Below are 14,134 nucleotides of genomic sequence, written 5' to 3'. Positions count from 1 at the left end.
GGAGACCATTACCTGAGGATGGAAAGGATCGAATGCTCTGTCCTGCTCATCAGCCAACACTTGATTCTGATTGATATAACCGTGATCGAGCCGTTGCCTGCGTAGCGGTCACCATCCGTTGTTGTGCTCAATCAGATGCCGCAATAAATGGGGGTAAAGCGTTGCCGAAAATCGTTGGACGGATCCATCCGCAAGGAGTGCCAGAAAACCTCGATCGCCGACGTTACCCAGACCTTGTGCCGGGTTGGGCTTCTCGTAGGTCAAGCCACCGGGTTTCGTCCAGATCGTCGCCTGGTCGGCTCCTGCCTGGACAACGAGAATCGTATGCATGGTGCTGTCGCGGAGAGCCTTCAGGGGGAGTCCTTCATCGCCACCGAGGGGTGTCCCTTCTCCAACGAAGACTTGAAAAGGTGTCTTCGTCGGGTCGGCAACAAGATCCGAGTGGAAAACTTCGGGCATCTGTTGCGCAAGCTTCAAGTTGTGCTCGCTATCCCATGGCTCCCCGAGATGAAACTCGTTGTACAAATCGGCTCGGCCCAGAAAGGGGAGCAAATGGACCCGCCAGCTCAAGCCTCCTTTGTCGCCGACTTCCGGTCCCCGCGAGTTCGAGGGGAATCGATCGTGGACATCGTGATATCGATGCAGCGCCAGGCCAATCTGCTTCAAAGAGTTTCGTTCGCTGTTGGCAAACCATTCACTGCCCAATTTCTCGAACAGCGGTTGTACCAGATCGGGAAGCTCTTTGATGTTCGCAGGGGCGAGTACCGTCAAGACGATGTGCGCCCCTTCCTGCTTGACGACGACACCTTTCATGCTGTTAACGACAAAATCGACCAAGGGAGCCCCAGCGGCGGATTCGATCAGGCCCGGGACGACCGCCCTCGCGATGTTCAACTGTTTCCTCAAATCCTCAGTGGCCACTGCCGATGATTCTGGTTGACGGGTCAGCAGTTCCACCCGTGCGAGGGTACCGCCGGCAGTCCTGCGACTTAGATCGGCATCGATCACGATCGACTCGAATTTCAGGAGCTGCTCCGCCTGCGGAAGGAATGTCGCCATTTTTTCCAAAAGAGCATCCTGCGACTTGATATCGACCGCGATGGAGAAGTCATCGGTGCGACTCAGCCGATCGATGAGCGGATGCTGCACGTTCGTGGTGGCTGTGCCAGTTCTCAGGCGGGATTGCAGTGCTTCGTAGTTTCCCATAACGACCGTGGTCGGCGTGGGTGCCCACAGGCCAACCCCGTCTTTCAAGTAAACTGTCTCACCATTAATCGTGGTCCACTCATTCGCGGATCGCTCCATGTGGTGGGCGGCGACCGGTTCTTTGAGTGTTGCAATCATGGTCGGGAGAGGTTGCAAGGGATTTGATGGAGCGTAGACCCCTTGGAAGTTGAGCCATTCATCGCCGTGCGCCGTCATGAAGGCGACCAGATCCTGATCGCGGATGTTGGGCGAGACCTTCAGGATTCGGCCCGACATCATCACGATGGGTCGACCTTCGGTGGGAATCCCGCCCAGGGACTGACGCACATTATCAAGGTCGATTGGCAAGCCGCCGGGCTTTGTCCATTCGGTGGCCAGCGATTGATCGGCCACCACAATCATGATGGTACTTTCATGACCATCCCTGTCGTCACGAAACGAGGGGCCTTGCGCCCTACCATTCTGAAAAACGAGTTTCTCGCCCACCGGCAGGTGCATGGAGGTCTTCCCTGGTTCGGTGACACCCGCTGTAGCAAAGACCTTCGGCATCCTGGGGATCAACGTTTTGTTGTGTGGACTATCCCAGGGTTCATCGAAGTGGAATTGTTTGTAGAGTTCCAACTCGTCGAGCAGAGGAAGCAAATGGACTCGCCAGCTCAAGCCGGTGGCTTTTCCCTCAGCGTCACCATCGGGCCTTGGAAGCCGAGTATTCCTGCCGCCGGCGTGGTTATGCATCGCGACATCGACTTGCATGAGGCCCCACAAGGGATCGCGCGACCTGTTCAGCTTCTTCACTTCGCCGAACTTGGCCAGTTGTGCCCATCGGTCGACGACGGGCTGATCGACGGCGATCAGCAGGCGTTCGATATCGGCGGGATTCTGAAGGAATGGCCAATTCATGAGTGGTGATTCAGCCAGCAGTCCCGCACCCTCGGCTTGTCGATACAGTGGCGACTCAACGATATTCCGCAGCCTGACCGAAGCCAGGGCCACACTGTTGTTCGGAAGATACTTCTGCTCAGGAAACATCTCGCTGGCAGCGGCGCTGTGCGGCAAGCCTACGGGAAGGACATCAGGCAACAGGAGGCTACAAGACAGAGCCGCCATGATCCAAATCGTTCGACGCATGTTTCACCCTTCATTCTCGAACACAGACGTGCCGCAGGCACAGGGGAAGAATTCCCGAAGAGAGGTTTGCGGCGGGGCGCACGCCGGTTCCGCTAATCTCACCATTTACCAATCCCCCGGCAAGAAGAATTTCGTTCAGTACATGATGATTTTCAAAGATTGATGCCTGCTGAATCGGCGCAGCTTCTGATAGCAAACACAAACGATGTGGCGGGTTCGTGAAATGTGGCCGACGGAATAGGTGTTTTCCTGCTCTCAGAGTGGAAGAGTATCGCCGGTGGCGGGAATAGTATGGGCTGGGGACGAGCGAGGTTTTGTTGCCGGCGAAACGGCGACGTGAGTCTCTGAGAATATCAAGTGGAATGCTGACTGAGTTAGGGCGTTGTTCATGGTTTGGTGTGGCAAAGCCAGCTTTAGAGTGAGCGAAGATTCAGCCAGGGAGCACGTTGCGAAAGGCTTTGGCAGCACCTGTTATGGTCGCTTGTGGCGTGGGCGGCATTTGCTTTGGCGCGTTGCAACGCTATACAAGACTGGGTGGACTACTGACTTACAGGTGAAAACCAGATTAACGAGTTGTTTATGCGTAAGACGATAGTTATTTTCCTTATGCTAACGTTGTCTATTGCAGGAGCATCGCTTTCCTGGGCAATTATGTCAGGCCGGAGAACCATCGTTTTCGATGTTCAAGGGAGACAAATTGTGCTGGTCGATGGCGTGCCAGTTAATCCACTCGTGTTTACAGGAGGCGTACTTTGTTGTATTGCCGCCCTTTTTTACACGTATCAAGCATTTAGACGTTTGCTCAGTCGAGCTGGCAGCAAATAAAACCTCACGGCAAAAGTGATGCCCCAGACTTGTTAGCCATACTTGAGAGAAATCACAAGTACCATGCTTCATTCTAAATACAGTCATCGGTATAGCAGAATAACCCAGATTTCTCGCCCGAGAGCTAATTGTGTGCTGGGGACGGAGAAGGTTCTGTTGCTTGAAGAGCAACTGTGCGAATATTTGATGACCTTTGGGAGTAACTTTAGCAGAGTAAAGGTTCTGCCAAGGCCCTCATGTGGTGAGGCTAACCTGTAATCCCGAAACGTTAAGTGTAACAGGTTCACCATCCAATTCGCCCGACCTAATATCTTATTTCTCCATTAAACCTTTCGATTTTCGGCAACTTCGAATGATTCCGCCACAATGCGAACTTTGTTCTTGTGGTCAACGAATTCTACAAACTGATTTCCTGTTTCCAAAGTTACCGTCACAATCGACGCTTCGTTCTCTGCCCACGAAGTTGGTCCGTTAATGAAAAGCGGCTCCATCAAAGAAACAACCAAGTTCTTGCCGCACTCATGGCCACAGATAACGATTGTTAGCGTACGGTGACTTCTCGAAAGCTCATACATCTTTGCATCGCATCCGTGCCAACGCTGAACCATCGTCTTTGTCCTGGCAATCTGCTCTTCAAGATACGTCATGACTTTGTTCCTCGTCATGGAACTGTTGGCGGGGGCACAGGGTGGCAAAGGTAGCTCGTTCGCGAGTTGCCTGTGTGCTTGAGGCAAAAGAGATTTGATTGCGGGAAGTAATTTCATGTGAGTCTCTGAGAATATCAAGTGGAAACTTGACGGAGTTGCATATCTGCCAAGGCCCTCCTGTGGTATGACCAGCCGAGGGAAAAACGGAGTTTCAGCCGGCGTTGTTTTACGGAATCGCCTATGGCATCAGGGTCCTTTTACCTTACTGGGTTTCGCAGGGCCTTAACCAACCCTACTAGACTCCGTGTCTGATAGCGAGATCCATCATGAGAGTGTCCGTCGCTGACGCTTCCGGCTCGTTACTCTGCAAGAACGCGGCGCTGTCAGTGACCTCTTGTGATGAAGCGACCCCGGTAGAAATCAGAATTTCAACGGGTGCCACGCTGCGCAACATCTACTTAAGTGAGGCAATTAATCTCTCAAAACTATCACAAATAAAAGTCACGGCCATCCATGGATCATGTTGTTCGGGGTCCTCATCCTCATGATCCCAAAAAACAATAGAGGGTTCACTATTCCCGCTGAGACGATTAAAGTCAAAGCAAAAGTAATTACCAGCAGGATCCGCAGCAAATGGAACGACATTCTTTGGAAGACGACCACCAAGCCCTTTAATAATTTCACAAATACGTTCCCCGTTGAATTCATCTCCCGGAAAAGAAATTGCGATTAGGTTATTAAAAGACATTCCTTGTGGACGACCTAGCAAGCATTCAGAAGGCTTGGGGTAGGCACCATTATAATTACAGGCCACATCTTTGTACGATTGTGGGAACTTGTAGCCAACTAACGCCTCCAAGTGATCGACAGTCGAATCAGTTGGAGATGGTTTTGGAAACAACCATTCAACACTATTTTTCATTATCGCGCCTTCCCCATCAATCTTTCCAAGTTCGAGCATTATCAAATGTTTGTCCGTTGAACTTCCTCGAATCCAATGATCTTTGCTTATTTTCTCAAGGATCCTTCTTGCTGCAAATGCAAACTGGGAAAACAAAGGGGGCAGGACTTTTTGTTGGTGCAAGACAAGATTATGCGAGGTGGCAGGGTATGCGCGTTGCACAGCTTCTTGTCATCATACGAGTTACGACGACCTGTGTAGGTAAGTTGGGCACGAGTTGGCCGGACCACCGCATGGAGGCTGTTGGGTGTGAGAGACGGGCATACGGGGGCCTGATTTATTTTTCTGTTGGTTTACCACACCTGTAGAAAGCGGAGATTCAATCGGGGACACTCTGCGTTAATGCATCAAGATTCCTTGTGAGGATCGTTTCTTGTGCCTGTCGTCACCCAGACGTGCAAAGCCACGCCTGCGTCACTCTGCCACCTTGCCGATTGCGAAATCCATCATGAGTGCGACCGTCGCTGACGCTTCCGGCTCGTGGAAGGGGGAGGGGATCCCCACAAAAGTAGAAAACCCCACAAAACCAGGAGTTTTGCGAGGTGCTGATGCTTGTGGGGTACGGATACTGCCCGATGAGGCAGGCGAAATGGCTGGGATGGGCGGTGAGGGACTCGAACAACCCCCGCTTTCCAGTTTGAAAACCGCACTTACTAGTTCCGGCGGTGCAGAAAGCGGTGCAGTTCAGAATTCATCGGCTCTCGTGGCTGGGTTGGTGCAAGCTCTCGCCACGGATGCCGATCTCCGGCGGCTGGCGGCTTGTTGGGGGCGGCTCTCTCCCGATGACCGGCAAGCCCTCGCCAGCCACGCGGAAACGATGGCAGCGGCCCGTGGATCTACTCAATACTCGCGGACGGGGAAACCATCGTCCAAAGACCTTTCGGCCCGATAAGCGTAAAGAGAGCAGGGAATGAAAAGTGAACAGATCGATTCTCAAGCGGAGCACGTTGGCCTCAATTTCACATTTCGAAGAAACCGAACCTATACCAAGCATCAGCTTTTGAACGAAATGGGGTGCTCGAACAGTGCAATTGCGGCCTGGATTCGAGCGGGATTGAAACCACTCAATACGGGAACCAAAGTCAAGTATTTCTGGGGTGGAGACCTTTTCAAAATCTGGAGAAGCGAAGCCAACATGAGCCGTAAACGTCCGGAACGGGAACGGGCGAACATCGTCAGCAGACGTAATCAGAAAAGGAACGGATAAATGGCTCGCGCAAAATCGACCTTGGCAGAAAACTCTCTTCCGTTGCTTGTGGCGGGCGGACTTTACAGCCAACAGCAGGTGATTCAACTTTTGAAAGTGACAGGCGCAACGCTTCAACGCTGGCATGAAGCGGGACTACCAAAGATTCAGCCTGGTACGAAACAAGTCTTCTATTTCGCAGACGACATTTTCGAAGTATTCAGGAAGCCATTACCGGCCAAAGATCAGAAACGGCCCTGAGGTTTTTATGGATCAAACGCCAGCTTGGGGCTGCTCCCTCGCTGGAATTGGTGCCCGTGGCAGTTGGGAACCCTACTCCTGACGGCCACGGGCATTGTTCGTTTCTTGGTGAAAAACTTCTCATTTAATCAGTTTGACGCAAGAGATTTTTAAAAAAGTCGAAAAGATAACTAGAGAGATTTTACTACACATAGAACGAACTGACTTTGGGGGCACGGCATATGTCAAATGAAACTGTGGAATCCTTGGCACTGAGACCACGAGAGGCGGCTAAGGCGTTAGGGATCAGCACCAGTATGCTTTGGGGCCTGACGTCACCACGCGGCCCAATCCCGTGTGTTCGGTTCGGAAGTTCCAAACGTCCATCTGTTCGATATCGCATGGTCGATTTGCATAAATGGCTTGCCAATCAGGCACAGCCTGAAAGTGGGGTGGCTGATGCTGCCCGCTAATTCGCTTCCTGCCCCCGTGGCCTGTGATCGGGTGGAAGCTGCCCAACTCCTGGGGTTGTCGCTGGCCACTCTGGATCGGCTCGTGAAGGCGAACAAACTGCCTCACCGAAAAATCGGGCGGCGGGTGCTGTTCCACAAAGCCACGCTTGAACGCTGGCTGCAAGGCGAACCCGCCTGATTCTGGCGAGTGTCTCCGCTTCGATCTCTATTTTGTTCCCTGCCCGAATTTTAGAGAAAGCCCTGCCACAAAAGGCAAGCGGCTAGGGCTCTTCGTGCGCGGTAAACTCCTCTTTGAATCCAAGAAAGTGAATTGCAATGAGTGTCTACGATTATCCTTCGAAGCGATTTGAATGGTACTGCGAAGAACAGCGAGAAAAAACAGTCTCCGAAAAGAATACTGAACTCAATTGTCTATACAGAGACTTTGCTGCCATTCATAAGCGGATGAGGGAATCGCCTCTTGCCTATGAGGATGACGGCCCTGAAAGGCTGAGGTTACTAGCTGAAATTGAGATCTTGTCGAATCATCACATCGTCAAACATCTCTCCATGTATCCTATACGTTTTGGTTCCGGAAGAGATCAGGATGAAGCTGTTCTAAATAGCTTGATGAGTCCGGCAAATGACCTGATTTATCAACTCAAGAAAAAGGGGGTAAAGTAATTGCCTAAACCCCCTCTCTCCCTTGAAGATTTCGAGCAGCTTGTTCATGGCCAGAATGGCAAGGCCCGCTGCCCGGCCCATGATGATCAGCAATCCAGCCTGACCTATTCCCGTGGCAACAAAGGGGGAATCGTGGTGAAGTGCCACGCGGGCTGTGAATTCAAAGCCATCGTGGCGGCTCTCGATCTGCATCCCTCGCAACTGATGCCACCTCAGAATTCTCGCTTGCCTGGTATCAGAAAATCGGGCAGCAAACCCTCAGTAAAGCAAAGGAGAGGCGGGTTTGCCAAAATTGAAACTGCTCAACAGGCACTGGCAGAACAGTTTCAAGGTGAAAAGCCTGCGAACCACTGGCCTTACCATGACGCGGCGGGAAATCTGGTCGGACAAGTTGCCCGCTGGAACACTCCCGGCGGCGGCAAGGAAATCCGTCCTTTGGCTTTGATCGATGGGCGGTGGCATGTTGCAGCGATGCCCGAACCACGCTCGCTATATCGCCTTCCCGAAGTGGTGAATGCGGAAACGGTCTGGATTGTGGAAGGCGAAAAAGCGGCTGATGCACTCCGTTCCCTGAAACTCGTGGCCACGACATCTGCAGGCGGTGCGAAAGCGGCCAACAAATCGGACTGGGGGGCCCTGACTGGAAAGAACGTCAATATCTGGCCTGACCACGACGAACCCGGCGAGAAGTACGCGGCGGACGTGGCAAGCTACCTCTTGGCATTGGATCCACCCGCAACGGTGCGAATCGTGCGGCCTTTCTCTGGCAATCCGGACGCGGCCAAAGGTGACGATGCTTTCGATTGGATCGAACGCCAGAGAAAGGCAAATCCCGACACGATGCCCGGTGATCTTCGGAAGCAGCTTGAAACCATGGCCGAAACACAAACGGCATTCGTGGCGACAGCAACAGACGGGGCTGATTCGACTGTTTATGACCTCATTCGGAATGCGGATCAATACCCGGGAGTTTCTGCGGAATATGGGCAAACTCACGCTGCAAACGGAATTCGATTCCATCTCCGCTATAAAGAACAAGCGATGTTCATTACCCAGTGGGATAAATGGTATGTCTGGGACGGAACCCGCTGGAAGATGGATAGCGGAAACTGCCAAGTCGAACGGCTCGCTGCGGAAATGGCCGCCAGCCTGTTTGATGAAGCGGGTGCCATTAGCGAAGCAGAACCCGACAAAAGGGCGATTTCATTCGCGAAAAGCTCAAGCAATTCCAGTGGAATCAATGCCACGGTTCGGCACGCACGCGGGCTGCTCTCCGTTTCATTCGATGAACTCGATAATCATCCCTATTTGTTGAATTGTTCCAATGGGATTGTTGACCTCAGAACAGGGGGCATCAGTCCACACGACAGAAAACTTCTCATAACCCAGTTGTGTCCAATCGCCTTTAGACCGGATGCAACGGCCCCTCGATTCCTGCGGTTCGTGGAGGAGATTTTCCCGAACCATCCGGACGTACCGGGCTACATTCAGCGGCTCGTGGGCTACTGCCTGACAGGCGACGGAAAGGAACACATTTTCCCGGTCTGGCAGGGGGAGGGGTCAAACGGGAAAAGCACATTGGCCGAAGTGCTGCGGTTCACCTTCGGGGATGACTACAGTGCCCAGATCCCAGCTTCAACACTCCTGGTGAAGCATGGGGAAAGCCACCCCACAGAATTGACCGTGTTCCACAAAAAGCGGCTCGTTATCGCCAGTGAAACACCTGAAGGGGCGACACTCAATGAATCCATGGTCAAGCAGATTACCGGCGGCGACACGATCACGGCGCGGCGGATGCGAGAAGATTTCTGGGAGTTCAAACCCACCCATAAAACAATTCTGCTGACGAATCCAAAGCCAAGAATCAAAGGGACTGACAACGCCATCTGGCGACGGGTGCAAATGATCCCCTTCACGCGAACATTCTCCAATGAAGAAAAGGACGCTTCTCTTCCCGATGAACTGAAAGGGGAGGCGGAAGGAATTTTGGCATGGGCGGTTCAAGGTTGTCGCGACTGGCAGGAACACGGACTGCAACCGCCGGAAGTCATTTGCGAAGCCACCCAGTCATATCGCCATGATGAAAACATCGTGGGACGCTTCATAGAAGAACGCTGTTTGACTGGCCAGAACGTCTACCGGGTGACATTCGCGAATCTCTACGAAGATTACCGGAAATGGGCTTCGAAGAATGGAGAAGCAGAAATCAGTGGGAAAGCATTCTCCGGGAAGTTGAAGGCCCTGGGGTTTGAACCTGCCAGAACACGAGAAGCCCGTTGGTACACCGGCCTGACTTTGAAACCTGACTATGAATCAGCTTTCGAAGATGACGACTCCGAAAGCTCTCCCGTTGAAGAGTTCCAGTTCTCTTGATGCCGGTTCTGTGACTGATGACGGATAATGACACGAGTTTCCTATTGTCCGTACTTTGAAAAAGCAAATTCATCGCAAATATCGTCAATTACAAAAACTGGCAACAACCGGGAGTTAGTGTCGCATGAGTCACTTGCGTCACGGATTCGATTCGGCCCGGCCAATCGCCACGAGAAAGAAAGACTGTTGCCAATCGACCGGGCGACGTAAGTGGTCAATCGAAAATTTCGCCGGGAGTACCTTTTGCCAAATCGCCAATCATCATGGGCAAATGGCAAACGATGACTTCTGACATCTCCTGATGTCTATTGCGCGCTAACCGTGAGTTGTGATAGCTTGCGTATATTCCAGCCAACTCGAACTGTAGGGGTTCATTCAATGGCAAGTCTCTCTCAAGATGCTTCTGGCAATGTCACGTTACAAGTCGTCTGTTCCGATGGGCGGCGGCGGTCGATCCGACTAGGGGCACTTCCTACCAAAGCGGCCAAGTCCTTCCGATTGAGACTGGAAGCTCTCGTGGCCTGCCAGCGGTCGGGAACTCCCTGGCCAGTCGATCTCGCTGCATGGGTTGGCTCTTTGCCAGATGATGTTCACGAGAAGTTATCGCGGCCCGGCCTTGAACTGGTGCCACGTCGGGAACCCGTGGCGATTATCACGCTGGCCAGTTTCGTCGATGAGTTCATCAGCAAACGCGCCATCAGCACAAAGCCATCAACGCGGGCAGTCTATGGGCGAGTTCGCAAACATCTGGTGGAACATTTTGGCGAGAAAATGCGGTTGGATGAAATCACAGCAGGCGATGCCGACGATTGGGTGAGATATCTCCAGCGTGAGAAGTTGGCCGAAAATACGATCCGGCGGCATACAGGAGTGGCAAAGCAATTTTTCAATGATGCCATCCGGCGGAAGCTCCTGACAGAAAACCCGTTCAAGGGGTTGAAGCAATCCGTTCTCGCCAACGAAAGCCGATTCCACTTTGTGACGATTGACGATGCCGAGAAAGTGATCGACGCTTGCCCGAATGGCACATGGCGGTTGATCGTCGCACTGGCCAGATATGGTGGTCTAAGGACTCCCAGCGAGACGTTTGCCTTGAAGTGGTGCGATATCGACTGGGAACGCCAGCGGATGACTGTTTCCTCACCAAAGACAGAACATCATCATGGGGGCGATAAACGGGTGGTGCCGATCTTTCCCCGGCTCAAGTCTCACCTTGAAGCGGCTTTCGATGCGGCAGAACCTGGAAGTGTATTCGTGATTCCTTCCATGGGTGATGGTCGGAAGAATCTGCGAACCCGTTTCGAAAGAATCATCCGGCGGGCGGGGCTGACTCCCTGGCCGAAGCTGTTCCAGAATCTGCGGTCTACCTGCGAGACAGAACTTTGCGAGAACTTCCCTTTGCATGTCGTCACGAAATGGCTGGGGAACAGCGAGCAGATTGCCAAGCGGCATTACCTGCAAGTGACCGATGAACACTTTGAACGCGCCACGTTCCCCGAAGCGGTGCAGAAAGTGGTGCAGAAAGCGGTGCAGTCGGAAGCCATCAGAACGCTTCCCGAATTGGCAGGCGATTGCCCGGGAGAAGAGAAAACCCCACAAAACATGGGGTTTTGCGGGGTTCTGATGCTTGCTGATGAGGCAGGCGAAATGGCTTTGATGGGCGGTGAGGGACTCGAACCCCCGACATTCACGGTGTAAGCGTGACGCTCTAACCAACTGAGCTAACCGCCCCTGGTGCAGGCTCGAAAATCGATCCTGCTCCTTGGATCTCGTAAGAATAGTTGATCGGAAACTGGCAAACAACTGTCTCGCAGCAAATGTTGATTGTGGGCCCGAGAGAATTGGCCCAACGACCTTTTGGATCACTGTTTTGCTTGTCGATTTGCCGGTTTATTTGCCTGCTGATCTGGCTGTCTGGGAACACTCCATTCCCGGGTGATGCCATCGCGGCCGGTCGTGAGGACTGATTTTCCGTCAGCCGAGAAGCAGACCGAGTAGATTGTGCCGGATTGATCGTTCAAGACCGCCAGGGGTTTCATGGTGTCGAGATCCCACAACCTGAGCATCCGGTCTTCACCGGCTGAGGCCACCAGTCCCCCGACTGGCGAGCAGGCCACCGACCAGATATCGGCCGTATGTCCTTCCAACTCTCCCAGGCTCGAACCTGTGGCGGCATCCCAGACATGCAGCTTTTTATCCCAGCCACCCGTGACGATTTTCTGATCATCCGCTGTAAAGGCGACACTGTAGACGCCGCCAGTGTGGCCCGTCATTTCCAGCAGGAGAGAACCATCGGCAGCATCCCACAGATTAACCGTCTTATCTCCACCGCCAGTCGCCAGAAACTGTCCATCTTTTGACCAGGCGACAGAGACGACACCACTGGTATGACCGGGATTCATCAAAAGGCGTTCTTTGGTATCCACATCCCAGATTTCCACCTGGCCGGTGCGAGTACCGACAGCCAGGCGATGCCCTTTCGGGGCGAATTGCAAGGTTCGCACCGGGCCACCGGCCTTCAAGGTTTCGTGAAGCTGGCGAGTGGAGAGATCAAAAACTTTCACACTGCCGTCATCACCACCGCCGGCGAAGAATTTGCGATCTTCAGAAACCGAGACATCCCAGACCTGGCCGGCAAATGCCTGGACAGTGCCGGCAATGCGATGCTGATCACGGTTCCAGACGCGGATGGTGCCGTCGTCAATTGCCGTGAAAAGCTGCTTGTTGTCAGAAGTAATCTCCATCCCCCAGACCGGGCCGGCATTGTTGGTGTAGACCCGCACTGGTTTGGTGCGTGGTACGGACTCTATCGGACTTCCGGAACCATCCAGCCCACCGATCGATGCGGTATTGGCACCCGATGAATTGGCTGAGGCCCCCGCAGGATTGGGAGCCGTCAGCCCCAGTTGCCACCAGTAAAAGCTGACTGCTGAAAGTGTGAGGATCATGCCTCCCAAGATGCCGCCGGCCAGTGCGAGGAGACGATTGCGGGCGTGCCGCTTTTCGGCCTGTCGGCAGGTGAGTGACGTTTCGTGGAAGGCATCGCCAGCGACTGTCGGGAGTTGTAAGGGCGAGAGGTGTTCCAGTTGCTGATACTTCGAAGCGAGGATGTGAGCCACTTCCGCGGCTGAACTGTAGCGATCGGTTCGATTTCTCTTGAGAAGATTGCCGATGATCTCGACCAGCCAGGTGGGGATCTCCGGGTTGAGCTGGCTGATGGGCCGGGCATTTTCTTCGGTGATTTTGCGGAGGATGGCAAGTGGCGTGGTTCCGGAAAAGGGAGGGACACCTGTGGCCATTTCGTACATGACTGCACCCAGACTGAAGAGGTCGGAGCGTTCGTCGATCTCTTCGCCCAAGGCCTGTTCGGGAGCCATGTAAAGTGGAGTGCCGGTGACGAAGCCAGTCTGTGTGAGTTTGACATCCTCAACACAGCGGGCGAGGCCGAAGTCTGTCAGCTTGACGCGTCCACTGGGACCTTCCAGCAGGATATTTGCGGGTTTGACATCGCGATGAATCAACCCCTCAGCATGCGCTGCTGCCAGACCGGCAGCCACCTGCATCCCGATCCTGACGATTTCGCGGACAGGGAGTTTATGTTCGCTGGCAATTCGAGCTTCAAGAGTGGTTCCCTGAACCAGTTGCATCACCAGAAACGGCAAGTCGCCGTTATCGGATTTTTCGACGTGATGCAACGAAACGACATGCTCGTGAGTAATGGCGGCTGCGGCCCGAGCTTCCCGGCAGAAGCGAAGTCTGGCGGTCTCGTTGGAGGCGAGTTCCGGGTCGAGCACTTTGATGGCGACGGGCCGCTGAAGGTGCGTATCAAAAGCTTCCAGAACGACACCCATACCGCCACGGCCAATTACGCGGGAGATATCAAAATGAGAGAGCCGCCCGAGATAGGCGGGGTCTTCGGGAGGTGAAAGAAAGTCGAGCTTCAAATCTCCCCGGCTGGGATGAGAAAAGTTCGAGGGCTTTCCACTCGATCCGGAGGGGGAGGCTGCCCCCTCTTTGCCAAGACCTGATAACGAGCTGGGGAGTGGACTCAGTTCCGGAACAAAGGTCTCGGCCAGATCGACTTCGACCTCGCGTAAAGCGGGCCAGTAGGCTGAGCCCGATTCGGGAACTGTTTGATCGACATGCTGGCAAAGCTGGCCCATTTTTCGACCGAGTGCGCAATCGCCAGTCGCCAATCGTTCCAAAGCCTGCTGGCAAGCCGTGCAATGATCGAGATGGCAGATGCAGACCTGCTGCTGCTGCGAATCGAGCGTACCGAGCATGACCTGCTTGAGCACTTCGACCGAAGGACAGGGCGAATCGCAGATCTGCCGGGCATTGGTCGTCGATGAATTGGCTGTCAGGTCAATATCTGACGAACTGTGGCCTGTCGAATGCTCGGCAGGAAAAGGGGCGGGCTGTGATGGCATGA

At 53.6% G+C, this 14,134-nt stretch carries 11 protein-coding genes and 1 tRNA gene; 7 read left to right on the top strand and 5 right to left on the bottom strand.

The genetic code is table 11. The annotated features are described in order from the left end of the window. Positions 1-108 precede the first annotated feature (108 nt). The 3 genes from A6X21_RS24490 to A6X21_RS00600 all read right to left on the bottom strand — a co-directional run bounded on the left by A6X21_RS24490 (position 109) and on the right by A6X21_RS00600 (position 4,890). Positions 109-2,334, bottom strand: a complete 2,226-nt coding sequence (locus A6X21_RS24490; RefSeq protein ID WP_068845256.1) for a DUF1559 family PulG-like putative transporter — start codon at positions 2,332-2,334, stop codon at positions 109-111. Positions 2,335-3,482: 1,148 nt separating this feature from the next. Next, on the bottom strand, positions 3,483-3,806 hold the full coding sequence (locus tag A6X21_RS00605) for a hypothetical protein (protein WP_131818106.1): 324 nt from the start codon (positions 3,804-3,806) through the stop codon (positions 3,483-3,485). Between the two features lie 454 nt (positions 3,807-4,260). After that, a complete protein-coding gene (locus A6X21_RS00600) occupies positions 4,261-4,890 on the bottom strand; it encodes an SMI1/KNR4 family protein (protein ID WP_131818105.1) in 630 nt (209 codons plus the stop codon). A 325-nt stretch (positions 4,891-5,215) separates the two neighbouring features. On the opposite strand from A6X21_RS00600, the gene A6X21_RS00595 reads away from it, so the two are divergent. The 7 genes from A6X21_RS00595 to A6X21_RS25395 all read left to right on the top strand — a co-directional run bounded on the left by A6X21_RS00595 (position 5,216) and on the right by A6X21_RS25395 (position 11,400). Beyond that, a complete protein-coding gene (locus A6X21_RS00595) occupies positions 5,216-5,659 on the top strand; it encodes a hypothetical protein (protein WP_068845251.1) in 444 nt (147 codons plus the stop codon). Between the two features lie 18 nt (positions 5,660-5,677). Next, positions 5,678-5,974, top strand: a complete 297-nt coding sequence (locus tag A6X21_RS00590; protein WP_068845249.1) for a hypothetical protein — start codon at positions 5,678-5,680, stop codon at positions 5,972-5,974. Continuing rightward, positions 5,975-6,214: a hypothetical protein gene (locus tag A6X21_RS00585; RefSeq protein ID WP_068845247.1), complete on the top strand. Its 240-nt coding sequence runs from the start codon at positions 5,975-5,977 to the stop codon at positions 6,212-6,214. Between the two features lie 438 nt (positions 6,215-6,652). After that, positions 6,653-6,844, top strand: coding sequence for a helix-turn-helix domain-containing protein (locus A6X21_RS00580; protein WP_068845245.1), 192 nt, complete (start codon positions 6,653-6,655; stop codon positions 6,842-6,844). 137 nt (positions 6,845-6,981) lie between these two features. Further along, positions 6,982-7,329: a hypothetical protein gene (locus A6X21_RS00575; protein WP_068845243.1), complete on the top strand. Its 348-nt coding sequence runs from the start codon at positions 6,982-6,984 to the stop codon at positions 7,327-7,329. After that, positions 7,330-9,702 carry a phage/plasmid primase, P4 family gene (locus A6X21_RS00570; RefSeq protein WP_068845242.1) on the top strand — a complete coding sequence of 791 codons (2,373 nt, stop codon included), beginning with the start codon at positions 7,330-7,332 and terminating at the stop codon, positions 9,700-9,702. Between the two features lie 378 nt (positions 9,703-10,080). Beyond that, positions 10,081-11,400 (top strand): tyrosine-type recombinase/integrase, encoded by a 1,320-nt coding sequence (locus tag A6X21_RS25395; RefSeq protein ID WP_369009481.1) that lies wholly within the window; start codon positions 10,081-10,083, stop codon positions 11,398-11,400. Here the strand turns inward: A6X21_RS25395 and A6X21_RS00560 are convergent. Further along, a tRNA-Val gene (locus tag A6X21_RS00560) sits at positions 11,360-11,433 on the bottom strand. The genes A6X21_RS25395 and A6X21_RS00560 overlap by 41 nt on opposite strands. 131 nt (positions 11,434-11,564) lie before the next feature. Continuing rightward, complete coding sequence (locus tag A6X21_RS00555) at positions 11,565-14,132, bottom strand: WD40 repeat domain-containing serine/threonine protein kinase (protein WP_068845239.1); 2,568 nt, start codon at positions 14,130-14,132, stop codon at positions 11,565-11,567. Between the last annotated feature and the right edge of the window lie 2 nt (positions 14,133-14,134).

The sequence above is a fragment of the Planctopirus hydrillae genome (genome assembly GCF_001707835.1).
Taxonomy (GTDB): domain Bacteria; phylum Planctomycetota; class Planctomycetia; order Planctomycetales; family Planctomycetaceae; genus Planctopirus; species Planctopirus hydrillae.
This window is presented reverse-complemented; position numbering and strand designations above follow the sequence as displayed.

What these genes read in the sequence shown, in the direction of transcription:
- A6X21_RS00590 (WP_068845249.1), top strand. Translation starts at nt 5,678, where the DNA reads ATGAAAAGTGAACAGATCGATTCTCAAGCGGAGCACGTTGGCCTCAAT.
- A6X21_RS00575 (WP_068845243.1), top strand. Translation starts at nt 6,982, where the DNA reads ATGAGTGTCTACGATTATCCTTCGAAGCGATTTGAATGGTACTGCGAA.
- A6X21_RS00580 (WP_068845245.1), top strand. Translation starts at nt 6,653, where the DNA reads ATGCTGCCCGCTAATTCGCTTCCTGCCCCCGTGGCCTGTGATCGGGTG.
- A6X21_RS00605 (WP_131818106.1), bottom strand. Translation starts at nt 3,806, where the DNA reads ATGACGTATCTTGAAGAGCAGATTGCCAGGACAAAGACGATGGTTCAG.
- A6X21_RS24490 (WP_068845256.1), bottom strand. Translation starts at nt 2,334, where the DNA reads ATGCGTCGAACGATTTGGATCATGGCGGCTCTGTCTTGTAGCCTCCTG.
- A6X21_RS00585 (WP_068845247.1), top strand. Translation starts at nt 5,975, where the DNA reads ATGGCTCGCGCAAAATCGACCTTGGCAGAAAACTCTCTTCCGTTGCTT.
- A6X21_RS00595 (WP_068845251.1), top strand. Translation starts at nt 5,216, where the DNA reads ATGAGTGCGACCGTCGCTGACGCTTCCGGCTCGTGGAAGGGGGAGGGG.
- A6X21_RS25395 (WP_369009481.1), top strand. Translation starts at nt 10,081, where the DNA reads ATGGCAAGTCTCTCTCAAGATGCTTCTGGCAATGTCACGTTACAAGTC.
- A6X21_RS00555 (WP_068845239.1), bottom strand. Translation starts at nt 14,132, where the DNA reads ATGCCATCACAGCCCGCCCCTTTTCCTGCCGAGCATTCGACAGGCCAC.